This is a genomic window from Pseudomonas sp. efr-133-TYG-23 (assembly GCF_030209215.1).
GTDB classification, from domain to species: domain Bacteria; phylum Pseudomonadota; class Gammaproteobacteria; order Pseudomonadales; family Pseudomonadaceae; genus Aquipseudomonas; species Aquipseudomonas rhodesiae.
Map to the genome: position 1 here is coordinate 65434 of NZ_JARVSL010000023.1, position 22872 is coordinate 88305.

The following is a 22872-nucleotide window of genomic DNA, read 5'->3' on the forward strand; positions in this document are numbered from 1 at the left end:
AGCGCTTTAACGACGACCTGGCGCTACGCGCCTCCAGCGTCCAAGGCAAGCCCGCGGCCTTACTAGCCCGCGGGCTTTTTTGTGCGCGCAGGCCCCTGAATCTGGCGCATTGGCATAGCTCTTGTATCGGTTTTGCCATAGCAGTGGCCCAAGGTGATGACTGCGCAGTTCTGTCATAAACCTTGAGTAAGTTAGCCGCTCACGCAGTCGGAGAGAGCGCTGAAATGAACGTCGAAATCAACCCCATGCGCGCGCGCCCGCTTCATCCTTCCCGGGTCGACAGTGACGCCATCCATGCCCTGGCGCTCTGGTTGAAGGAAAACAGCGCGCGGCAGGTCAGGCAACCCGACCTGCGCAGTGTATTGAGTGAACGCTACCCGCAGGGGTTGTTCAGTGAGGATGAAGTGCACGCGCTGTGCGAGGTGATGCGCAATTAGTTGTCGTTTTTAGACATGTCATCAGCATCTCCTTAGAATTATTTCGCCTAAATACAGACGATTCGCGAAATTGACACATAGTTCAACGCGCGACTAGGATTGCGCCCAACGCCTGTGGCTAACCGCCATGACTCTTCCAATAAAAAAAGGCCCGCGGCATGTTCAGTCGTCCGCGGGCTTTCTTTTTTCTGGAAAAAGTCGATATCAGAAAGCGACATGGAGCCTGGTATCACAGCGCGTACTCAACCCGTAATAAGGAATACAAGAACATGTTGAAGCAACGGATGAGTCTGATCGCTCTGGGGATTTTGAGCGCATCGACAGCAATGGCCAACGACCAAGACCAATCCAAGGGTTTTGTCGAAGATAGCCACCTGAATATCGCCGCACGTAACGCCTACATCAGCCGTGACTACAAAAACGGCAAGCAAGACAAAGCCGAGTGGGGCCAGGGTTTCATCGGTAAATTCGAGTCCGGCTTCACCCAGGGCACCGTCGGCGTGGGTGTGGACGTGATCGGTCAGTACGCTATTCGCTTGGACGGCGGTAAAGGCCGCAGCGGCGCTGGCGGCATCGACTTCTTTAAGCAAGGCGATAGCGGCTCGGCCGCAGACGACCTGGCCAAAGGCGGCGCTGCCGTGAAGTTCCGGGTGTCCAACACCGTGCTCAAGTACGGTGATCAGTTCCCTAACGTCCCGGTTCTGGCCTACGACAACTCCCGCCTGTTGTCCGAAACCTATACCGGCACCTCGATCGTTTCCAAAGAGATCGAAGGCCTGCAACTGGACGCCGGTCATTTCACCAAGGAAGCGCGCAAGAGTGCTGAAGGTACCGACAGCGGCCGTCTGAAAAGCATCGATTACATTGGCGGTAGCTACAAATTCACCGAAAGCCTGTCGGCCGCGCTGTATGCCTCCGACATGCAGGACGTGCTGAAAAAGCAATACGTCAACGTCAACTACGTGCTGGCCCTGCCAGAGAAACAGTCGCTGACCTTTGACTTCAACGGCTACAAAACCAAGTTGGACAAGAGCTTCGCCCTGCAAAACCAAGGTGACGAAGATGCTCGCGACAACAAGATCTGGAGCCTGGGCGCTACCTGGGCCGTTGGTCCGCACAGCTTCACCGTCGCTCACCAGCGCAGCACTGGCGACACTGGCTACCTGTACGGCGGCTACCGCAACGATGGCGGCATCGGTGACGGCGGCAACACCATCCTGCTGGCCAACTCCTACTGGTCCGACTTCAACGGCAAGGACGAGCGCTCCTGGCAGGTCGGTTACGGCCTGGACTTCAGCACCTTCGGCGTGCCTGGCCTGACCTACAACGTGGCCTACGTACGCGGCACCAACATCGATGACGGCTCCAACCGTGGCGATGGCACCGAGCGGGAAATCTTCAACCAGTTCAAGTACGTCGTTCAGAGCGGCCCGGCCAAAGACCTGAGCCTGCGCGCTCGTGCGTCCTGGTTGCGCGTCTCCAACAACGCCAGCAACTACAACGTGGGCGGTAACGAACTGCGTCTGTTCGCCGACTACCCAATCAACGTGTTCTGATTGACCGCACGTTGCGCCTGATGTCAGGCGATAAAAACCCCGACTGGTTCGGGGTTTTTTTATAGGCGCCGATCAGTCCTGACGGCTTTGCAAGATGCTGCGCGCCAGCGACGCATTCACGTAATCGGTTATCAGCGACAGCCCTTCGTAAGGCGCGATCTTTCGGTTATCGATGCACAACTGCGCCATCTGCAACACCACCAGGCGCTTCTTCTTATTGAGTCGCACCCCCGGCACGCCGAACGCCGCTTTGCGCAGTTCGGGCAGCGGTGCTTCGTCCGTCAGTTCAAGCGTGAGCCAGATGCCTTGAATCGGTTGCAGCGACACATTGGCGATATGCTCGATCGGCAGCGGTTGCGCCAGGTTGGCAAACACAAAATGCTCCGGCGTGAGCCGCAGCGCGATCTGCGGCGCGCGTTTGTAACGGCGCACGCCCAGCCACACAAAGATCAGCGCGATGCTGGCGATGGCCCCGCCGGCACCGAAGGTCGACAGCGGCGTGCCTTTCACGCGCGATGGATCGAGCCAAGGCAGACTCATGATCAGCAGCCCGAGCACCACAAACGGCGCCGCCAGTACCGTCGTGATCAGGGCGCGCCGCCGGCCACCCTCGTGTAAGGCGTGTTCGCCCTGAGCGGAAGCGGCCAGCGTTTCCAGCAGTTCGGTTTGTGCCTCGTCTTCGGCGACCACGGCCTGGATCAAGTCGTCGGACAGCTGTTCGCTAAGCGCTGACACCGAACTGAAAAAAACCGCCAACTGCGCCTGCGCCGCCTCGACATCCACCGCGCGGGTAGCGTTGCGCGTGGTCTCATCCAGCGACACGTTCAGGGCTTGCAGGCGTTCGCCGTTGGAAGGGTGGGAGTCGGTTGGGTGTGGTTGGTGAATGTCCAGTGCGTCAGGCGGTAGTTGCAAGGCTTGTTCGCGTAATGCAATCAGCAGGCCCTGGGTCAGGTCTGCTGTCGACGCCGTCTCGCACAACGTGATCAACGCGTCCTCTAGGTGCGGTTGCAACACCGAAACGCGCAGCAAGGCCGAGGCTGCCGCCCCATTACCGGCCAACCGCGCGCCGGCGGCATCGGCCAGCAGTTCGCGCTCGCGACTCCAATGGTTCACCGCGTGGTCGAAGCGCTGTATGAAAAACACCCCGAACAGAAACGACGGACGCATCAGCCACCCTTGGATCAAGTCACTGGCCAGCAATGTCTCTTGCAGCGCCTCCAGGCTGCGATTGACCCCATCGTAGATCGGCAGAAAACGCAGGCTGTACTCCGTGTCCTGCCCCACAAAGTGCGCCAGCTCATGACCAATCACGGCATTGATTTCCGCCGGATCCAGCAGCCCCAGGTACGGCAACGGCACATGCAACGTCCGCCCATGCAGCGAGGAGTGCGCCGGCAGCAACGTGGCGTCGCTGGAAGTGACGTAAAAGCCTTGGGCCAAGCTCACCACGATATGGTCGGGCGGCAAAGCACCGAGCCGCCCCGCCAATTCACTCACCTGGCGCCATAAACCTGGAGCCTGTACGGGCGTAACTTCCCGCGCGAAAATCTCCATGGGCGCCGGCGTGAACATCACCAGCATGTGGCGCAATTGCCGCAGCAGCAGCCAGATGGAATACAGGCAGAACGCCGCAACCACCCCCAGCACCGCCATCAACTTGACTTCACCACTGCCCAACCGGCCTACATGCCACATCCCCAAGCCTTCGAAGCACAAGGCTAGCGCCACTGCCGCCGCCATCGCCACCACATGGCTCACCAGCCCATAGGGCAACAACCGACTGCCTTGGGTGAACACACGTAGTAATGTTTCTCGCGATTGCAACGCCCGCCGCCCCGCCCAGTGCGTCCCGGCCAACGCCGCCAGGCCGATCACCGCCGCCAGCAAACCGAACCCCACCACCCACGGTGCCAACACACGCATCGCCCGATTCACCCGATGAGCCGTGGGTAACTCCGCTTCGATCTTTTCCAGGCGCGAGAGCGCCAACTGCACGCTGATCTTCTCATTCGGCAGATCGACACTGGCCATAGGGTTCCTCGCCGCCAGCGCCCGCAGTTGCTGTTTCGCAATGCTCACATTGCTGTGGTAATCGATCATCGCATTGCTCATCTCCTCCGCGCGCTGACGCTCCCAGTTACCCAGGGCGGCCAACAGCAGCGGGAAAATCACCAAAAGAGCGACGAGTTTTAGAGCGTTCATGGGAATTCGTTCGGGACGCTTGGGGATGTTGGTTATACCCAAAAGTGTTGGGGGTGGGCAAAGTGCTTTGTACACGTCTGGCGGTCACCTCGCTGACCGAAGCCCTTATGCATATCGATCAGCAGCCCCCACGGCCGGATATCTGAAAACACAGGAATTGCCAAACGCCAACGGACTTCCTCTTCATTTCTCTTAGTCGAAATTGCGCGAATTATTGATGCTGTAACCGGTGCTATCCGCAGGCAGCTTCTTCTTGGCGAATCCGTTGATAACGATGTAAAGCAATGGGCCAATCGATACGAAGACTGCCGTTATTAGAAAGTAAGGCACAAGAGAGACCGCAGATCGGCCTTTGGAACGAGCGTCTCGATACATCCAGATGCAGGCGAGGACGCCGAGCAGATAAAGGTCAATAACTACTTGGGCAGTGTCCGGGCTGGATATTAACTCCCGGCCGAAGTCGATCAGCGATTGATCGGCAACGAACATAGTACCCGCTGTATACATTGAAAAAATCACCAACGTGGAAAGCGAGAGGTAGGGTCTGTTCATTTGTCCTCCTTGAGCAACAAGCGATGATCAACGCTGACAAGGTAGTGATATTGTCACGACGAGATCAATGACCTCACAGGTCATGGACTCAGCCAACTCGCGCCGTCAGAGTCGAACAATGAGCCCCCGATCTTTTTCTCGAACGACACCCTCCATCACCGCAAGTGAGCAGTTGCGGCAACTGCGACGTCAGGCGAAATTGAGCCAACTCGACCTCGCCTTGATGTCGGGTATTTCTCAGCGCCATCTCAGCTGCATTGAGACAGGGCGCGCCAAGCCAAGCCCCGGCACCCTGCATAACGTACTTATGGCACTCAATGCGCCTCTAGAGCTCTGCAACAGTGTCTTTCTCGCCAGTGGTTACGCACCGCGCTACGAAGCGACACCTCTTTCCTCGCCAAGCATGGAGGCTGTTCGTGACGCTATTACTCATCTCCTTCATGCCAACAACCCCGCACCAGCGATTGTCTTGGGGAGTCAGTGGGAGATATTGGCCGCCAACGCCAGCGCTGGAGTGTTGTTCGAACTGGTCGGTCTGAGTACCGATGCGGCGATTGGCCTAAATCTTTTGGTAACGCTGCTGGAGCCTGAAGGGTTGGGCGATCATCTGAGCAATGCCGAGGAAATCAGATTGATTGCCTGGCAAAGGGCCGCTAGAGAGGCCCTGAGCAACCCAGGGCTCTCGACGCTTCTGAAAAGCCTCCCCGCGCCTCAAGAGGCTTCCACGTTGGCAAACGAACCGCCTCCGTTAGTGCTGACACGTATCGACTCAAGGCAGGGGGAACTGAAATTCATGTCAACTTTCACAACATTTGGCATGCCTCTCGACATTACTATGGAGTCGCTGCGTATTGAGCATCTGATTCCTGCTGATGCGAGAACCTGGGAAGTCATGGGCCGAGCCTATGAACAATTGAAACGCTGATGCCCCTTATCTTCGGTTCAATACATTCTAGGGGTTGTTAGCCAGACGCTTAGTGCGCCAGTTAAAGCGGGCGGAGGATGAATTTTCCAGCCGCGTCTGCCGATCTTTTCTACTCCCCCTGAATGAGCCTATTTCCCGGCGCCGAAATGAGCTGTTGACGCAACTATCCAATTTCATGCAAGGCGCCTTAATTATCGCTGTTTGTAATCTTGCTTAAAACTCGGTGCTAGAGAGTTTGTAGGGGGGGAAGGACGGGCACGGGGTTCGGACTTTTCCGACTCAATTAGTACAAAGTAGATTTGATGTGTTTTGAGATACATGTATTCGCCCGGGATGAATGAACTTAACCAGTAATGCCGCTGTCGGGTTACATGCCGGAAAATGCTGCGCGGTTTGGGGGTGTGGAGAAGATTGATCGGATTATATGATTAATGAGATGGCCGATCAGACAATGTTTCAAGTGAATGAAGCCTTGCTTATTGATAAAGGCTCAGGCTGGAAAATGAATGTGGCCGAATGACTTTGATTGCGAAAATCTCTTTTGATAGAGGTTTTAGTAATGATTAAATCTGTTTTGAAAGCATATTGGTATTAATGACTGTTACTTTTCACAGGTGTAGAGGGGGTGCCTATGAATTAATCTTTTTGATGAGTCGTCACTTGCCCAGTGACGAATATTTTTTATCGGAGATTGATCATGCCATTTGTTGAAAATCAAAAAGGATCCCAGTCAAATACCGTTTCTGATTCCGCTGTAGAGAACATGTTTAAGGGTATTGGCGTGGGGAATGAATGTAAGGTCCAATATGTATCGGCCGCCGATAATATGAAAAGTTACTTCATCGTTGGTGTGCTTAAGTCTTATGATATGACGACCAAAACGTTCAAAGTGGCTCGTGATGAAGGGGAAGAAGTTATTGATATGAATCTTGTAACGAGTCTATCTGGTCTGACGGTTTTAGATCACCTTAAAAGAAAGCGGCCTGCGCGGCAGGAAAGAATGAGAAGGCTTTCGTTGGTTGTTGATGGATTGACGAAGGCACTTATGGCGAATGATAAAGAAGCCTTGGAATTTCCTGCCTTTAAAGAGTTCAATATGTTGACACTTGATGATGTGAAAAATTTTCAAGCGTTTGACTACTGGCGTAGAGATATGATTCTGATGCGGTACGAGGCGTATGAAATATACGGCAAGGCAGCGCCTATAGTTCTTGACAGTGTTTTGGTGGAGAGTTACAGGCGTATGCTTGATGGCGCTGTGTAAAGTTAGTCAATTTTCTAAATTAAAGATTGAGACTTGTATTCAGGCGCTTGCTGCATTGCACAGTAAAAGCGAGGTCAGACCCCTTTCTTCTCCGCGGTTAGGTGCGCTTTCTGCCATTGTCCCGGTGGCAGCGTATGAAAAACCGATTCAAAAAATGAGCGTGGACGTTTTGTGGACGTTTTGACGAAAACGAGACATAGGATTTTCGCCGTCTCCCAAACCCCAGAAACCACAAAGCCCCGCATTGCGGGGCTTTGAGATATGGTGCCGGCACCAGGAGTCGAACCCGGGACCTACTGATTACAAGTCCTAACAAAAGTGCTGTATCCATTAGAGGCTTCCGCAGAAACAGAGGCTCTTATTGATCGTCTGCGTGTATGTGCCGGATATATTCTTCGATAAATTGGACGGAGTTTGGACGGAAAAATGACGGGGATTTTGTATCTGATCTCCCTCTCGTTGCTGCTTGATGCGGCAAGAAAAAGTAAGCGATTTGAACGCTCTCTGACCGCGCCGGTAAGCTGCGGTCGTTCTCTTTCCAAACCTCTCACTGCGGGAAATCACCCGATAAATCGCCGGAGCCCGAAGCTGGTTGCTCTGGAGGCCAAGTTTCATCACGCGGAAATTTTCACAAAAAAAACATGCTTACCTCGCTGGCGGGAGGGGGAAAAGTGCTTTCCTGCCGAATTTTTCTTCGCGGTCAAAAATTCTGAGGCCATTAGACCGCCAGCACTTCGTCGGATGAGCTAGCTGACGCGACATGCGGCTCATATACTGGATATACGCACAGTAAATATGGGCATCCTTTGAAGGTAACCGGCAATGAACGACTCTCCCGACACCACACTGACCGCTGCCTGGATGGCCATGTTGAATGATCAGAAAGCGCTCCTCATACACCCAGGTCTCCACCATAAAAAGCTGGTTGCGGGGGCGAATGCTCTGTATCGAGCTCAACTGATTGGTCGTGATGGCTTGGGTGATCTGCTCGAACTGGCAGATGGAGCTTTGGCTTATGCCGTCGAAGCCTTGTTGGATGACTGGCGCAGCGAATAGGCCGGATTTCTCATGCACATGTTGATTACTCCTATGCGCTGCAAAGGCGTGGCTTTAACCGTTCAGGAGCGAAGGAGATATAGCGCGATTCGGGGGGACGTTCGGGTTTCTAGCGAGGTTAGCGGCGAGTTGGGCCGTAGCTCGAATGTTGCGCGGATATGGGCGGGGTGGCCATTAGAGCCTGAACCTTTGCCTCGGCTGCTGGACGTGACTTTGGCTGGTATGGCTCCTACAGGGTTCGTTTTGAGTGGTATCGAATACATTGACGGATGTGCGTATGCACAGTCCTGGTGGTGCCGGCTTGAGTAACCAGTGCTGAGAAATTAGCTAAGCGCCGGCGCATTGGTGCTCTATTCTTAACGTGCGCTATGGCGCGTAGCGCGTAGTAACTTTGACGCCGGTCTATTGGCAGAGTTTGTTTTCAGGTGAAAATTAACTAGTTTGCGTAGATTGTGCTAAGGAAGCTTTAGAGTACGAGTTAGGAGAGCAAATGGTCGCTGATGGAACGTTTTTTTTAAAAGTTGCGGCGATTGGAAATTTTCCAATTTTGACCATTAGCAAAGATGAATATCAATTATTGATAAAATCAAAATATATATTGTCTGTGGCTTTGAGTATTGAAGAGAAGTACGATTTAACGCTGTGCAACTTTTTGGATTTTGAGAAAGAGTTGCTAGTGCTTGCTGCTGAAAATATGGTTAAACTAGATATTGAATATGATCGACTATATTTAGTTAGGTCGTCCATGAATAAAAGAGTTGTCAATTTCTTGTGTTCAGCGCGAATGTACACTGAGCAGATATCACGACAAGCCTCTAAATGTGTTGTTTCTGAATCTGATGTTTATACATTGTTAGAGTGTCTAAAATCGGAAATTTATGATCAGTCTTTGAGTTACCGCGCTATGGAGGCAATGCGAAATCATGTGAATCACAGTGGAGTTGCCGTGCACGGCCTCAGTTTGCCTAGTTGTTGGAAGTTTGAGAATGATGCTAACTTCAAAGAATTAGTTTTTAATATCGATATTTTTTCAGAAAGAAACATTTTGGCGGAAAATCCAAAGTTTAAGCGTGGCGTTTTGGCTGAGCTTCCTGAAAAAGTTGATCTTAAACGAGCTATTAGATCTTATATGGGAGCAATAAGTCGCCTTCATGAAGAGGCTCGTAAATTGATTCGAAATAGTGTTGAGGAGGCGCGCGCAGTAATAGAGTACCATCTGGACGAGTATAGCAAAATTAACGAAGGAAAAGCTTTTGCAGTAGGCGCATACAATTACCCAGTTCCGCAAAATAAAGGTTCTAACAAAAAACCCGTCATGCTAACGCTCAATTGGGATAACGTGAGACGGCAGTTGGTAGAAAGAAACGATTGTATTTCAAACATGGATAAACGGTTTGTTACAGGTTCATTAACTATGAATTCGTAACTATTTTGCTTTCACCAGGAGGGGCCATGCTTAAACCAATAATTAAAGAAAATAGCGTAAATGAAAGCGAAAGAATTTTAGCAAGGCTTGCAACCAAAACTTTTTTTAGCTTGTGGAGTTATCCAAGTCTGTTTCGCGCAGTAGGGGGTGGAAAGGAGCTAATAGATCTTACAGTATATTTCAACAACACTCTGATTTTATTTTCTGATAAGGGAGAGGTTTTGTTTCAAGAACAAAACGAGAGGAAGTTGGCTTGGAGCAGGTGGTATCGCGGAGCCGTGCAAGATTCCGCAAAGCAACTATATGCAGCAGAAAAATTTATAAGGCATTCTCCGGAAAAAATTTTTATAAATAGCAAACTATTTGAAAAATTCCCGTTTGATATTTCTCAAAAAAACCTAAAGATACATTTGGTAGCTGTTGTTCGGGGTATTGGGGATGTTGCTAAGGCTCATTTTGATTCGTTAATGCCGGGTAGTTCTGGTACGCTTGGTTATTCATATGGGGCGTCAACTGAAGAGCTTCTACAGCTTCCATTTTTCGTGGGCGAGGTAGATAGGAATAAAACTTTCGTTCATGTGCTGGATGAGGTTGGAATTGGGGTTTTGCTTGATGAGCTTAACACACCGACAGATTTCATTAATTATCTTGAAAGTAAAGAGCGCGCCGTACGAGAACGGAATCTACTATTTAGCTTGGGCGAGGAGGAAACATTAGCTTATTATTTGCAAGAGGACGGTGGCTTTGGGTATGGTGATATACCTAATTTGACACCAGGAGGTAGTCAACCATTTTCAATTCCTGAAGGAGAATGGAGTTACTATAAACGAACAGTTGCTTATGCTCTTCGTTATAAAGAAAAAAAGAAAGCGGACGTTTGGGGCGAAATTGTAAAACGCTTCTCTGACTGCATAATTGAAGCTAATGTTGGAGAAGCTGCTGAACAACCGTTGTTAACACATGCCAAGGCTGTAGAGGTGTTAGCATCCGAGAATATTCATTCGCGGGCCTTTCTAACGACAGCACTAATGGAGAAATACGGATCTGTTCCTGAAATGGTGCGATCTTCAAGAGTAGCACCTTCACTATCTCAAACGGGAAGGTATTATATTTTTGTATTTTTTCCATGGGGCTCTTCCTATAGTGACTATGATGATTACCGAAGGGACCGCTTTGAGTGTATGGTGGCATATGCTTTTGTGGCTAGATATAAATTCCCTCATGCTTCAGAAATTGTAGTATTTGGTTCATCTACCAAAGGCAATGGTCCTGCATCTGAAACTATATTCGTTATTGATGGGAGCGTGCCTTTAACACCAGCAGAACGTTATGAAGCTCAACAGATCATGAAGTCTGAAGGAGTTCTGGACGATATGAAAATTTTCAAAGAAAGAAAATTTGAAGGAAGCCAGGTACCTGCTCGTAATGATTTATGTCCTTGTGGATCAGGAAAAAAATACAAAAAATGCTGCATGTAATCGCTAATGAACGGCCTGCTATATCTCGTGATAGGTGGGCCTGAAAATACTGATTTGGCCAGTGAGTATTGGCAGCCCAGGCATTCGCAGATCATGGTCAGTGCACTGATTGAAATGCTGGAGATATAGCGCCTGCTAGCGCGTCGTAATCCGGAGGTGGGTGAGAGGGATTCACCGAAAACCTATAACCAAGAACACGCAGCACCGTTGCTTGGATGCCTCGAATATTGAGTTTTAAAAAATTTCCAAAACCCCCAAGCGTGGGAAATCCGCAAGCCCGCGTAACATCATCTAATTTCGCCGATAACGATGATAGCGAGCAGGTTGACGAAGTACTCAGGTACTATTCTTCGAAAATTTTGTGAGGCTACGCGTAAGCCCCTCACAAGAAGGGCCATGCGTCATCTTGCTTGGCTTCGCTATCGATGAAATTCTGGCCAACAGAGTTACATCGATAGCGACATAGGCAAAGCTGTTAAAACAGCCGTAGACGAATCAGAGGCTTATAGCTAGGAGGCTGCAATAGCCTTCAAAACAACCTTGATTCCGAGGAGCATCGGCGTGCTGCCATTAACGTCGGGCTCAGCGAGCTTTTTAAAGCCAAGCTGTTCGTAAAATGAAACAGCGTTGGGGGCCGAATCCAGATAAATCCCTTTGATTGGGATCTCTTTGTGGACGCGAGCAGCCTTTTTAAAGGCCTCCATCAGGAGTTGTTGGCCTATGCCCAAACCCTGATAATTTACATCAACGCCAACCATCACAATCCGTATCACGGGGACTTTGATAGGTAGATTGGTATCGCTGATAGCTTCCTGCGCTAGCTTTCTTTCGATATCTGCCAAGGTTACCGTGCAGAAGCCTGCAACCTCTCCGGTTTGCACCACTGCACCGATGGCGTTGATGTTTTCGCTTTTAAGGGCCCGTTTAAGGCTGCCTTTATAATATGAATCAATTACGCCTACACCAGAGCTGAACCCTTTGATGTAATTGTATTTTTCGAAATTGGAAAGCAAATTGCCGTCAATTTCACATGTAGGCATCCCGTCGGTTTTCATGTTGACCTCTCATTAGTCTAAGTAAAGCGTTTGAAGGCTCGGCAGTTTCGTCCTCTACGAGGATTTGTTGTAATCTATTAAACGATTTTTCCGATAGTTCTATTCTCCTGTGGTTTTCTATTACTTCTTCTGCTTTTGCGAAAGCAGAAGCGATGATGAATGCGGTCATGTCTAATCCAGAAATCGATGCAGCTTGCTTTATCCTTTCCTTTGCGAACTCAGTTGTTTTTATTTCAAGTCTTGCGTTTTTCGCAGGCTTCAATGTTTCGTCTAAAGTTTTCATGTTCAATACCTACTTAATATCTCAAATATTTCTTCCTTTTTAGTTTGGTTTAACTCCAGGATCGCTTACGGGCTCTGGAAGGCTTCTTGGTAGTCACAGGACATTCCTCACATATTCAATTTATTTAGTTTAATTTTCGTAGTTTAGTTTTTCAGTTTTTCAGTTTTTCAGTTTTTCAGTTTTTCAGTTTTTCAGTTTTTCAGTTTTTCAGTTTTCAGTTTTCAGTTTTCAGTTTCAGTTACGATCGCTAGCGGTACGGATATTAGCCGTACGACCCGTCGCTGTCAACCGGTACGGGTATCATCCGTACGTGGTCGGCCAGCTTGAGTATGACTATAGGCAGCAATGGCTGCATGAGATCAACCCCCGCCCAACCCACTCCGCCACCTGCGTAACAACGGCATTTCCGGCACTGAAAGCCTCCGCAAGGTTGGCCGCATCCAGTCCGAGGCAAAGCCCATCATTTTCAGCCGTTCGCTGCCGCTCAACCATCTGATCCCATCCGTCCGGCTCAGCGACGAAAGTGGTACAGCCCATAGCGATCTGCGATCCGGCTTTGTTTGCCAATAAAGTATTGGCAGCCCAGGCATCCGCGGGCCGTGGCCAGGGCTGCGATTGAGACGCTGGAGATATTGCGTCCACTGGCGCGGCGTCAGCCAGGAGCTGGATGGGGGGCATTTGTCGATAACCGGCGACCAGGAATACGCGGCGACGTTGCTGGGGGACTCCGAAATATTGAGCATTAAGCACTCGCCAAAATCCCACATACCCGCAGTCCGCAAGGGCCCGGATGACTGTCTCAAAGTCACGGCTATCGTTGACAGCGAGCAGGTTAACGACGTTCTCAAGGACCACCCAGCGAGGTTGTATTTCTTTGAGGATTCGTATGACTTCCCAGAACAAACCGCTGCGTTCGCCTTGCAGTCCTCGTGTAGCGCGGTTGCTTTCGCGGCGTCCGGCGACGCTGATGTCCTGGCAAGGGAAGCCGGCGGTGATGACATCGACGGCTGATAAATTGTGGGCCCCGCAGGCGCGCACGTCTTCAAATTGGCGTGCATGGGGAAATCGATCGGCAAGCACAGCCCGGTTGATGGGGTTAAGTTCGACTTGCCAGACCGTGCGGTAACCGGCGTTTTCAAATCCGACATCAAAGCCTCCGATGCCTGCGAACAGGCTGCCAATGGTGGGTTGTTGCATTCATTTACTCTGTGATGGGTTTCAATTTCAAAGCCAACCCCGCCGCCGAAGCCGCATGCGCAGCAAACTCCGCAGCGTTGTCCGGCGGCGGTGTCGGGCCGTGTTTGTGTGAGGCGAGGGCGGTGTTCATTTGTTGGAGCAGATCGATCACATCACCCAATACCTGCAGCACATTGACCCCTTCTGATCCCAGCCAGGTCTTGGGCGCCACCAGCCGTTGGCCGATCGCCGCCACGCTTTCGCGCAGTCCCTGGATGCGTTCGTGCATGTCGCCGCCGACGGTCGCGTTGTGTTTTTGCCCCACCACCAAGTTCAGGTCTCGGCCGGTGGCTTGGTGCAGGTCGTCGACTGCCGCCAGGCTGGCCGATCCGCCGGACAGCAGCTTTAACGCGCCCAACGCCTCGACCGTCTTAATTCCGCCGACGGACTCCGTGCTGTGGTCATCCACTTCGACGGCGCTGATCTGATAACGCTCGGCGTTCTCCAGCGCCTGCACCTGGCGCTCGCTGGCTTGGTCGGTGATGCGGGCGTCGGTCTGGCGTAACCAATTGCCTTCGGCGTCGGCGCGTTGTTGCACGGCTTCGCTGTGTTGCCACAGTTGGTCGCCTTTCGGCACCTGGGGCAGGCTTAAGCCGTAGGGCAGGAGCTGCAAAATAAACGGCTTGTTCGGCAGCCCATAGGCGAAGCTGACCACCACCAGGGTGCCTTCCTCGGGAAAGGCATAGAAACCTCGCTCGGCACCGCCGCCGGGTACCGGGAGGGCGACTCCTGGCAGCGCCGGTAAATCCGGATCCGCTTCGCCGTCCGGTCCCAGTACTTGCAGGTCAACGGCATAGCGCGGACGGAAGTCGTCGCACAGTCCTGCCGCAGCGGGTGGATCGGAGACGGCCAGCACACGCGCAAAGCGCGGCAGGTGATAGGCGCCGGCCAGTTCTGGGAAGCCCCGTTCGACGATGCGGGTTACGGCTTCTTCCACTTGAGCACCATATGAGTTTCGGTCAGCGTCACAGCGGTGATGCGCTGGCCTTGGTTGATCATCGCACCAGGACGCAGGCCGGGCAGGGCAGCAATCTGCGCGCTTTGGTTGCCTTGATGGGCGTCGAACAGTTCGACGGGCAGTTGCAGCGCTGGCCGAGTGCCCCAGTAGCTGTCGGCCCAGCTGCCGACGTACACCTCGCCATCACCCTGCTGGTGCCAGATAAAGTCGGGGATGTTGAAGACCTTGGCCAGGCTGTCCAAGGCCTGGATGCCGCTGGCCAGTGAGTAAAAGTAAGGCGCGCGATTCCTTGAATAGGGCGCGTTCGGCACTCGAAAGCGCAAGCCCGTGAGGCGGCTTGCCTCAGTCAGTACGGCATGTAGATCCACATGCCGCAACGCCATGGGCAGTGGGTAATCGAGTACTGCCGCCAGCTCGCGGCAGAACAGCACCTGCTCGCGATGATTGGCCGTGGTGCACTGTTCGACGTAACCCACAAAGTGCCGGTGCATGGGCTTATCGTTGTAGCCCACATCGAGCGTCACCAGTCCGCGTTGAGCTTGCTGCGATCTGATAGTTAAGCGCGCGCGGCCAGGAGTGTGCAGGTCGAGCCGTACATCGTGTTGCACCAGGTCGAAAGGCTGGCCGTTCACTCTCACCACTATATGAGACTTCATTCCGCAGGCCCTAGGTAGTCATCCACGCGCTTCAGGATCCGCTCAAACCCACTCAAGCCGGGCTCGTCCGCTTCCGCCGATGGCGCCGCCACGCTTTCCCCACTACCGCTTTGCTGTTGCACGCCGTTTTCCGGCCGGCGCGTCTCTACCCGCTCGGGGTTCGAACGTTTTTCAGTCAGGGTGAATTGCACGCGCCAGGCGGCCAGGTTGTCGTCTTCGCGTGCGGTGAGGGTGTCGGCAAATACCGCTTGGCGCACGCCGAACGCTTCGGCCGTATCGTTGACCACGCGATAGGTTTGCAGCTGCCCGCCGCCGGCCGTGGCCTCCGCCAGGCGCATCAGGTCTACCAGGTGCGAGTGGTCGCGATACGGGATCAGGAGCGAGACTGTCAGCGCCTTGGGTTTGAAACCCTTGTGCGCGCTGTCGGTGTTGCTGGTTTGTCCCGACAGGTCTCCACTCTCGATCCGCAGACTGGCGGTGACCTTGAGGGATTTGCCGTTCACCTTCTGGCCATTGAGCAGCAGCGTCATAGGCCCACCAGTTCCTGCACAAAGCTCAGACCTTCGCGCGGCCCGGCCAGCAAAAAACCTGCGCACAGCACCCATTCGTGCCCCGGCGTTTTGCCGGCTAAGAGTTGTCGACGTAAATCGCTGCCGCTGCCGGGACCGACCAGCCGGGCGACCATTGCCGAGTCCGGGGTGGGATTAGCCAGTTGCTCCTGCAGGTCCTCCAATTGTTGATCCCGCGCGGCCGTGTGTTTCGCTTTGCGCGCGGCGAGGGCGGATAAATCTGCCATCGGCGAACTGTCTGCGGTATAGCTTTCCAACGCTGCCAATTGCCCAGACAGCGAGTGTTTTGCTGCTTGGGTGATGGTGCAACGCTCCAACGGTAAAACGCCCCACGCGGGCAGCGAGGCGGCGCTGGGTAATGTCCACTTTTCTGCTTCGAGGCGCGACAGATGTCGTGCGCGCTTTTCAGCGCGCTGCAACTCCTGGATGGGTAACAACGCGTTGAAGCGTGCCAGCGCGGCCGCCAATTGGTCGTAGCGAGTGGACAGGAACACCACGGCCAACGCATAGCCGCCCGGTCCGGTTGGCAGTTTGTCGGCGAGCACCTGCAATAGGTTGGGCGCGGACAAGAAACGCTGATACCCGCGCCCTTGGCCGATGCCGCTCTGGAATGGCGTCACCACCAAGCAGGCGGGGATCTGCCCCATTTGCTCGGCCATGGCCGCACGGCCGGCGGCTATGGCGGCTTTTGCAGCAGGACCCACGGGGCTTGGGTTGGTGGTCGCTACCCCGTGCAGCTCGGCCAGACGTTTGGCCGTTCCCACCCGTTCGGTTTCGGCCAAAGCTTTGGTGGGCTTCAGATCATCCAACCACCGAGTAGCATGGGATGGCCAGCGCATCGATACAGGCGTCCAGCTCAATCGGCTGCGCTCCAGTGGATCGCCTGCATCGCCGGCAGGTCCTTATCGGTCAGCGCTTTTGCGAGCGCATGTTTGAGATGGTCGGCCAGTTGCAGTGCGGTCTGCTTGTGCTTCAACAAATGCAGGCCCACTGCGTACAACTGCTCGGCCGTATGCTCTCGATAGCGCTTCTGCTCGTTGGCCGTGTAGCAAGGGTAGGGCGCATCCAGGCCGCTTAAGATCAAGCCCGTGAGGTTGATCTGATCTTCCAGTGCGCTGTCGTAGAGAAAAGGCTGTTCCAAGGCATCCGAGGTAAACCCGGATTCAATCACCTGGGCGCAGGTGCGGTTGATCATCTCCAGCTTCTGCGAATGCAGTTGGGCCAGCAGTGTGTCCAGATCATCCACCCACCGGCCGTTTTCCCACACCTGACCCGGCTGAGGGCGCGACACGGTATAGCCGTGGGGGATAGGGCCCACTCCGTCCAGCGTAAGGGGCTCTCCTGTGCTGGTGCTATAGATGATCAGCCCGTTGAAATAGTCCAGCAAATGCCAGCGCTTACCGTCCCACTGCTGAATCTTGCCGTCGGGCGCTTCGGGTGGCGCCACGTCCACACAGCCTCCCGGTATTAGAAACACTCCGGGTTCCAGCGGGGACTCTTCGGCGGTAGCGGTGCCGATATACAAGCCCAATGAGTTGGTTTGATAGACGGTTTTGCTCGGCATGCGGACCTCAATACTTGATGCAGATAAGCAGGGCTTGGTTGACCGGGCGTGCTTCGTTACCGCCCGAGGCGTCGACCGACACGCTGTGGCTGTGCTCGCCCGCGTGTTCCATTAGAAGGGTGTGGCTATGCAAGCCCGCATTGATCAGGGATATCGAGTGCACATGAGAGCCTGACGGCTGCGTTGATTGAACGCCGTAGTACCCGTGACCGCCGCCGAAGTTACCGCTGTCCAGGTTGGTGTAACCCATGTTGAGGTTGTGCCGGTGGTCACCGGCCGGTGCCATGGTCGCCGCGTGCGTGTGGCTGCCTGTGGGGTTGGTGGTGCCTTGGTGGTGATGGGAGCCGGCTGCCTGAGTCACGGCGGTATGCGTGTGCGAGACGTTTTGCCCTGGTTGTTCGCTGCCCAGCGCTCGGCCCGGATCCACACCGCGACCTTTGTCCAGGCCTCGGAGAAACATCCCTCGACTGTCACCGATATTGAATGTGGTGCTGCCATCACCCGCGCCGTATCGGGTCCCGATAACGGCAAACAGCTTGGCGTAGGCGGTGCGAGACACGTTTGCGCCGTTGCGCTCCAGCCAGCCATGGGGCGCTGTCGGGCTGTCGAATGCGGCCACCATGCCCACCAGCGAATCGCTGATTCGTTGGTCCAGGTTATTCAGGGCCTTGGTGGTCGCCAGAATCTCACTGCTGTTCGTCGACGGATCATCACTTTTCGCGTTGGGCAGTTGGTCCAACTCGACATCGGCCTTGGTTGTCGCCCGCGCGCGCAAGTCTTGGTAGTCGCCGTCGCGCGCCGCGAAGTGCTGCACCAGCGGCCCGCCGATCGGCTCGACCTGGCGTAGGTCGTTCACAGTTACAGAGTCGGGCAGGTGTGCCAGGGGCACGAGATAGTGCTGGGTGTCGGCGCTGTCTTGATAATCGGAAAGGTCGTCACCCCATTTGACCGACCAATTTACGCCCACACTGCTGTCCTCACGCATCAGGGCTACATCAAGGTACGCTTTCACTGGCAAGGCTGGCGGGGCCACTGGCCGAGCAGCGGTCAGCTCAATACGCAACCCTTCGACGAACGCCACCCCAGGCTTGAGCTGATATGCCCCGGCCACGTTGACCAGTTGCAGCCCTTGAGCAAAGAAACAGGCGCGCCCGAACACATCCCGGTTTGCCCGGCGCTCGCGCTCGTCTATGTCCCGCAAGCGCACGGTAAAGTCGTGTTGCCAGGTACTGGCGTCGATCGTGATGCCGGTCAGCGCTTGGGCGCCGTCGAACATCAGCAACATATTGCGAGTGACGTTGTTGCCGATCTGGTGCGGTGGGATGTATTTGCGCTTCTGCTGCACCGGCACATAGCCCACCGCCAACAGCACCCCCTCTTCGCTCTCCAGGCCGATCCAGTTCCAGTCGAAGTCTCCGATGTCGCTGCCCATCAGCAGGCTGTACACCACTTGGTTGGGGTTCACGAATCCTTTCTGGGTATAGCGCTGCGTATGCACGATCTGCTCGGGGGGCGGTTTGGGCGCGTCCCTGTCCACTGGTTGCGAGGGATCAAGGCCAGGTACCAACGCCAGCACGAACTGGCTGACCAGCAACACATCGTGCGCTGCCTGTTTCTCGGCGATCAGCCGTTCACCGGCTCGGGTAATGCTCGCGGCCATAGCGGCTCCTACAACGTGGCAACCAGCGTTTGCTGGTCGTCGTTAAAATCGGCCAGGGCCACCCCCAGGGCCACTGGGGTGAGAGTCGCAAAATCGTAGCGGCGGCAGGTGCGGCCGTACTGCTGAACGATCACGCGCAACAGCTCGGGATTGTCTGCCAATTGCGAGTCGCTGAGCTGCAACAGCACCACGTCCCAATCTCGGTCAGGCAGGCGTTCTTCGATCTCGACGTAACCCACACCCAGCCGATTGAGGATGCGCATCAAACCAGCGGTGGAACCTGCGTCGACGGCGTTGATAAAGGCGAACTTCACGCGCAGGCGATACAGACTCTCGGGTTCACCGCGAAAGCGACTGATGTCGCGTTGCCAGGCCAGCAGGTCGAGGATGGTCAGGTGGCAGCGTTGCGGATCCATTTGCAGCAACGGCCAGCGCAGCCAGCCTTCGGCGGTTTCCCACCAGGCTTGGGCGGTGGCCTTGAGTGTGGCCAGCTCGCCAGCGTTCAGCCAAAAGGGCAACTTGAGCTTAAGCATCGAGCAGCACCTTCAGCGCTTCGATTCGTGGAATGTTCAGTTCCGACAGGATGTCGGCGTTGGTAAACCGCAGTGACTCAATAAGCGGAAATTGCGCATGCAGTTCTTCGCTCAGTCGGCTGAATGAGAACCGCGACTGTGGATAAGTCAGGGTCGGCCGGTAGTCGTTTGGAGTGCTCTCACGAAACGCGGCGCGTATGAATTGTTCGACCTGAACGATCAAATGATCGCGCTGCTCCTGATTCAGGTAAGCGCGCGGCCACACTTTCAGTTCGAGGGTGTGCCGCGTCTCTGGCATGACATGCACCAACAGATCGTCACCGTGGCCATGATTACCGCCGTCGCGAATGTGCGCGTTGATCTTCTGCAAATACTCGTCCGCCGGCACTCCAGCTTCGAACAGCACATACGCGTTGGCACTGCCGGGCCCGCGTGGGGCGCCGTGCTCGAAGTACACCCCGTCGGGATGAACGCCCGCAAACGTGGTGATCATGGCGCGGTACACCGCGTCGGTGTGGTACTGGTTCACGGCTGAAAATTGGTTGCGAACCCGTAGGCGCAACTGCTCGTTCGGTTCGGCATCCGCGCCTGGCTGGGTCAGCCAGTCCTCGGTGTTCACCACTTGGACAATGCCCGGTACCGGTGCCGGTAAGATCGCGTAGTACCCCGGCGCCAGGTTAAAACCGCTGCCAGCCTCGACCGCTTCTACGGGGATGGCCAACTGCGACTGGCCTTCAACAAAGCGGCCGGGCGAGGTGGTGATCAGTTCGTAGATATGACCGTTGATGGCCGCCGACTGCACTCGCGTGCCCTTCGGCACCTCCAACGCCCCGGCGGCAGTGCCGCGAGTGAACAGCAACTGTCCTTGGGCCTTGGTCGAAGGCTTACGCTCGACGTTCACCGCCCAGGCAAGGCTATCCAGCCAGGCATCCACGGCGGTCTGTACAAAGGCATTGGGCAGTACCGTATCGATCAAAAAGTGAATCAGCCACAGCACTGGCTGGGTGACCAAGGCTGAGACGATGCGCCAGAACGGCGAATAGGCGCTGGTATTGCTGATCTTGCTGCCTTGCCTGATCGCTTCTTTTTCCCAGGCCTGTTTCAACTCGGCCTCGGTGGTGGGGATCCCGGCGTCGCGCAGAGCCTGTTTGAAGTCCGCGCTCACACCGTCACCCTCACGTCGCCAAACTTCACGGTGGTCGCCGTCACCAGATACTCGTCCGAGGCTTGCCGCAGGATCCGCACCGTGCCCGGCACCAGACGCACGTCGTCCTCTACCAACAGCTCCAATTGCTGTAAACAATCGCGCTGACGCAACGGGTCGCGCTCGGCCACCAGCGTGACCAACAAACCGGTTTCGCGGATCATGTGCGCAATGTCCTGGGCGATGCTGGCGCGGTCGTCGATCAGCAGAGGCTGGTTGGACGGGTCCAGCACCAGGTCATTGCCAGTAATCAACAGGTCAACGTACTCACTCATCCGGCCATCCCCATCAGCCCCTCCAGTTCGTGGGCCGTCATGGGTTTAGCGGTATGAATCTCGATTTTTTCCACATGGGGGCCTCGGTTCTGTGTGGTGCTGTTTTGAATGCTGGTCAACAAACCACCTGGCGGAACGGCGCTGGTGCGGGTAGGGGACAGCGAAGGGATTGCCGCGTTAATGGTTTGCTGAGCACGTTGCGCAGCCTCCAGGCTTTCCAGATTTGGCCCAGCGGGCAGGTCGCCGAACTGCGCTTGAATGTCGACGCCGGGAATCTTGTTGAGCAGCGCGATTAAGCCGTTGATGGCGCTATGGAAGACAGCCACGATTGCGTCCCAGGCCGCGCGCGCCATGCCCGACCAGCCGCCCATGGATTCGAACCACGTCGATAGCTTCGCCAGTTGCTCGCTTACCCACTGGAAGGCGGCGCTGTCTATTAACGCCTGGGTCCATTCATCCCAGCAGTAAACGGCCGCAGCGATCACCGCCACCAGCGCGACGATCCCCAGCACGACCCACGTTACCGGGTTGGCCCACAGCGCGGCGTTGGTTAGCCAGATCGCGGCCTGCCACAGTGTCATCGCGCCTTTTACCAGACCGAACCACAGCACCAGTGAAGCCAGCCCCGCGACGTACAACGTCACCAATAGGATTTGCATCAGGTAGGCGCCGACGTTGCGCCATGCCACCAGGTTCAGCAGCTTCCAAAGCGCGATCACAGGGATCGCGGCCGTGCGCCAAATGCCGAAGGTGAACGTCAGCAGGCCGACGGTGGCGGTCAGGCCCAGCATGGTCAGGGCAGTCAGGCCGATGACGCGGGTGAGGTTGGGAAACAACGATGTCCAGCGCACCACGGACGAGCCGCCCGTGGCCAGGCGCTCAAGGATCGGGTTAAGGATGGGCAACAGCTTTTGGCCGAAGGCGATGCGCACGGCCAGGATCGCGTATTCGAAGCGCTCCCATGGGTCGGCAATGGTCTTGGCCATTTTCACCGCTTGTTCCATACCGGTGACCTTGCCCAGTTGATCAATGCTGGTGGCCAACTCGGCGGTTTTGGCCAGCAGCTGGGTCATCAGCCCCATCGCCTGCTTGCCACCAAAGGCTTTGCTGATCAGATCGGTTTCCGCTGCGTCCAACTCGCCGTACTTGGCGTTGATCCTGCCCAAGATTTCGAGCATCGGCAGGAGCCGGCCATGGCTGTCGGTGAATGACAGGCCCAGCTTGGCCTGAGCACCGTAGGCACCGGCGAGGAAAGCGCGGTATTTGGTCCCGGCTTCACCGCCACTCATGGTCGCCTGCAACGTACCGAGGATGGCGATCTGTTCAGTCGCTTGAATCCCGGCCGAGGCGGCGCTGGCGCCCAAGGCGGTAAAGGCATTGCTCATGCCTTGGCCGGTGGTTTTGAACATCTGCACGGCGGCCGCCGTTTGCCCGCTCAGCTGCTCGACCCATGCGGCTTTGCCCATGGCATCGGCCTGCTTTTGAAAGAGGCCGTACATCGTGCCGACGTAACTGGTGATCGTCGCGGCGTCCGCTTTGGTGGCCTTGGCCAGCACGTTTGACGCGTGAGTGAACACCGCCAGCTGATTGCCGGTGAGCCCAGCGATAGCGCTTTGAATGTCGTAGGCCGAGCGCACAAAGGCAGTCGCGCTCTCGCCGTAGGCAATGCTGAATTGCAATGACTTGCGGTTAAGCAGCTCCAACGCATCCGCCGCCACCCCCAGGCTCTCCACCTCGCCCAATGCCGCTTCCTGGCCCAGCGCGGGCGCCATCGCTGCCTTGAGCGCATGCGCTGCGCCGATCATTCCGGCCATGCCCACACCCATCTGGACCAAGCCTTTTTGCCCCTGGGCAGCTAGGTCGCTGAAGCTGGTTTTGACCTTGCCCAGTGGCTGGCTGACGCGGTCGACCAAACGCAGAATGAAGTCCAGCTTGCTGGTGGCGGCGGCGCTCATTTACGGACGGGCCTGTGCCTGAAAACCG

The 22872-nt window shown here is 55.2% G+C and carries 23 protein-coding genes; 8 read left to right on the plus strand and 15 right to left on the minus strand.

What is annotated here, in order from left to right:
• Positions 1-224: 224 nt before the first annotated feature.
• Positions 225-437, plus strand: a complete 213-nt coding sequence (locus QRN41_RS17015) for a hypothetical protein (RefSeq protein ID WP_034136507.1) — start codon at positions 225-227, stop codon at positions 435-437.
• A gap of 269 nt (positions 438-706) precedes the next feature.
• Complete coding sequence (locus QRN41_RS17020; RefSeq protein ID WP_213632852.1) at positions 707-1993, plus strand: OprD family porin; 1287 nt, start codon at positions 707-709, stop codon at positions 1991-1993.
• 72 nt (positions 1994-2065) lie between these two features.
• On the opposite strand, the gene QRN41_RS17025 is transcribed toward QRN41_RS17020, so the two are convergent.
• Together QRN41_RS17025 and QRN41_RS17030 are read right to left on the minus strand one after the other, a co-directional pair.
• A complete protein-coding gene (locus tag QRN41_RS17025) occupies positions 2066-4195 on the minus strand; it encodes a M48 family metallopeptidase (protein WP_285421870.1) in 2130 nt (709 codons plus the stop codon).
• Positions 4196-4387: 192 nt separating this feature from the next.
• Positions 4388-4747 carry a hypothetical protein gene (locus QRN41_RS17030; RefSeq protein WP_034136509.1) on the minus strand — a complete coding sequence of 120 codons (360 nt, stop codon included), beginning with the start codon at positions 4745-4747 and terminating at the stop codon, positions 4388-4390.
• Positions 4748-4865: 118 nt separating this feature from the next.
• On the opposite strand from QRN41_RS17030, the gene QRN41_RS17035 reads away from it, so the two are divergent.
• The 6 genes from QRN41_RS17035 (at position 4866) to QRN41_RS17060 (ending at position 10896) form a co-directional block, all read left to right on the plus strand.
• Positions 4866-5672, plus strand: a complete 807-nt coding sequence (locus QRN41_RS17035) for an MmyB family transcriptional regulator (protein ID WP_285421871.1) — start codon at positions 4866-4868, stop codon at positions 5670-5672.
• Positions 5673-6369: 697 nt separating this feature from the next.
• Positions 6370-6936, plus strand: coding sequence for a hypothetical protein (locus tag QRN41_RS17040; protein ID WP_285421872.1), 567 nt, complete (start codon positions 6370-6372; stop codon positions 6934-6936).
• Between the two features lie 822 nt (positions 6937-7758).
• The gene (locus QRN41_RS17045; RefSeq protein WP_285421873.1) at positions 7759-7992 is read left to right on the plus strand and encodes a hypothetical protein; all 234 of its coding nucleotides are present in this window, start codon (positions 7759-7761) and stop codon (positions 7990-7992) included.
• A gap of 12 nt (positions 7993-8004) precedes the next feature.
• On the plus strand, positions 8005-8301 hold the full coding sequence (locus tag QRN41_RS17050; RefSeq protein WP_285421874.1) for a hypothetical protein: 297 nt from the start codon (positions 8005-8007) through the stop codon (positions 8299-8301).
• 181 nt (positions 8302-8482) lie between these two features.
• A complete protein-coding gene (locus tag QRN41_RS17055) occupies positions 8483-9418 on the plus strand; it encodes a hypothetical protein (RefSeq protein WP_285421876.1) in 936 nt (311 codons plus the stop codon).
• A gap of 26 nt (positions 9419-9444) precedes the next feature.
• A complete protein-coding gene (locus QRN41_RS17060) occupies positions 9445-10896 on the plus strand; it encodes an SEC-C domain-containing protein (protein ID WP_285421877.1) in 1452 nt (483 codons plus the stop codon).
• 509 nt (positions 10897-11405) lie between these two features.
• Here the strand turns inward: QRN41_RS17060 and QRN41_RS17065 are convergent.
• The 13 genes from QRN41_RS17065 to QRN41_RS17125 form a co-directional block, all read right to left on the minus strand.
• Complete coding sequence (locus tag QRN41_RS17065) at positions 11406-11951, minus strand: GNAT family N-acetyltransferase (protein WP_285421878.1); 546 nt, start codon at positions 11949-11951, stop codon at positions 11406-11408.
• The gene (locus QRN41_RS17070) at positions 11923-12234 is read right to left on the minus strand and encodes a type II toxin-antitoxin system TacA family antitoxin (RefSeq protein ID WP_285421879.1); all 312 of its coding nucleotides are present in this window, start codon (positions 12232-12234) and stop codon (positions 11923-11925) included. The genes QRN41_RS17065 and QRN41_RS17070 overlap by 29 nt, the downstream gene beginning before the upstream one ends.
• Positions 12235-12567: 333 nt before the next feature.
• Complete coding sequence (locus QRN41_RS17075; RefSeq protein ID WP_285421880.1) at positions 12568-13431, minus strand: DNA cytosine methyltransferase; 864 nt, start codon at positions 13429-13431, stop codon at positions 12568-12570.
• 4 nt (positions 13432-13435) lie between these two features.
• On the minus strand, positions 13436-14407 hold the full coding sequence (locus QRN41_RS17080) for a hypothetical protein (RefSeq protein ID WP_285421881.1): 972 nt from the start codon (positions 14405-14407) through the stop codon (positions 13436-13438).
• Positions 14392-15084 carry a hypothetical protein gene (locus QRN41_RS17085; protein ID WP_285421882.1) on the minus strand — a complete coding sequence of 231 codons (693 nt, stop codon included), beginning with the start codon at positions 15082-15084 and terminating at the stop codon, positions 14392-14394. The genes QRN41_RS17080 and QRN41_RS17085 overlap by 16 nt, the downstream gene beginning before the upstream one ends.
• Entirely contained in the window at positions 15081-15614 is a 534-nt protein-coding gene (locus QRN41_RS17090; protein WP_285421883.1) for a baseplate complex protein, read from the minus strand. The genes QRN41_RS17085 and QRN41_RS17090 overlap by 4 nt, the downstream gene beginning before the upstream one ends.
• Complete coding sequence (locus QRN41_RS17095; RefSeq protein ID WP_285421884.1) at positions 15611-16513, minus strand: hypothetical protein; 903 nt, start codon at positions 16511-16513, stop codon at positions 15611-15613. Before QRN41_RS17095 ends, QRN41_RS17090 begins: the two co-directional genes overlap by 4 nt.
• Complete coding sequence (locus QRN41_RS17100) at positions 16510-17217, minus strand: DUF4376 domain-containing protein (protein WP_285421885.1); 708 nt, start codon at positions 17215-17217, stop codon at positions 16510-16512. Before QRN41_RS17100 ends, QRN41_RS17095 begins: the two co-directional genes overlap by 4 nt.
• A gap of 7 nt (positions 17218-17224) precedes the next feature.
• Positions 17225-18877, minus strand: a complete 1653-nt coding sequence (locus QRN41_RS17105) for a phage tail-collar fiber domain-containing protein (RefSeq protein WP_285421886.1) — start codon at positions 18875-18877, stop codon at positions 17225-17227.
• Positions 18878-18885: 8 nt separating this feature from the next.
• Positions 18886-19410 (minus strand): phage tail protein, encoded by a 525-nt coding sequence (locus QRN41_RS17110; RefSeq protein ID WP_285421887.1) that lies wholly within the window; start codon positions 19408-19410, stop codon positions 18886-18888.
• Positions 19403-20575, minus strand: coding sequence for a baseplate J/gp47 family protein (locus tag QRN41_RS17115; RefSeq protein ID WP_285421888.1), 1173 nt, complete (start codon positions 20573-20575; stop codon positions 19403-19405). The genes QRN41_RS17110 and QRN41_RS17115 overlap by 8 nt, the downstream gene beginning before the upstream one ends.
• Positions 20572-20889, minus strand: coding sequence for a DUF2590 family protein (locus QRN41_RS17120; RefSeq protein WP_285421889.1), 318 nt, complete (start codon positions 20887-20889; stop codon positions 20572-20574). The genes QRN41_RS17115 and QRN41_RS17120 overlap by 4 nt, the downstream gene beginning before the upstream one ends.
• The gene (locus QRN41_RS17125) at positions 20886-22844 is read right to left on the minus strand and encodes a phage tail tape measure protein (protein WP_285421890.1); all 1959 of its coding nucleotides are present in this window, start codon (positions 22842-22844) and stop codon (positions 20886-20888) included. Before QRN41_RS17125 ends, QRN41_RS17120 begins: the two co-directional genes overlap by 4 nt.
• Positions 22845-22872: the final 28 nt, after the last annotated feature.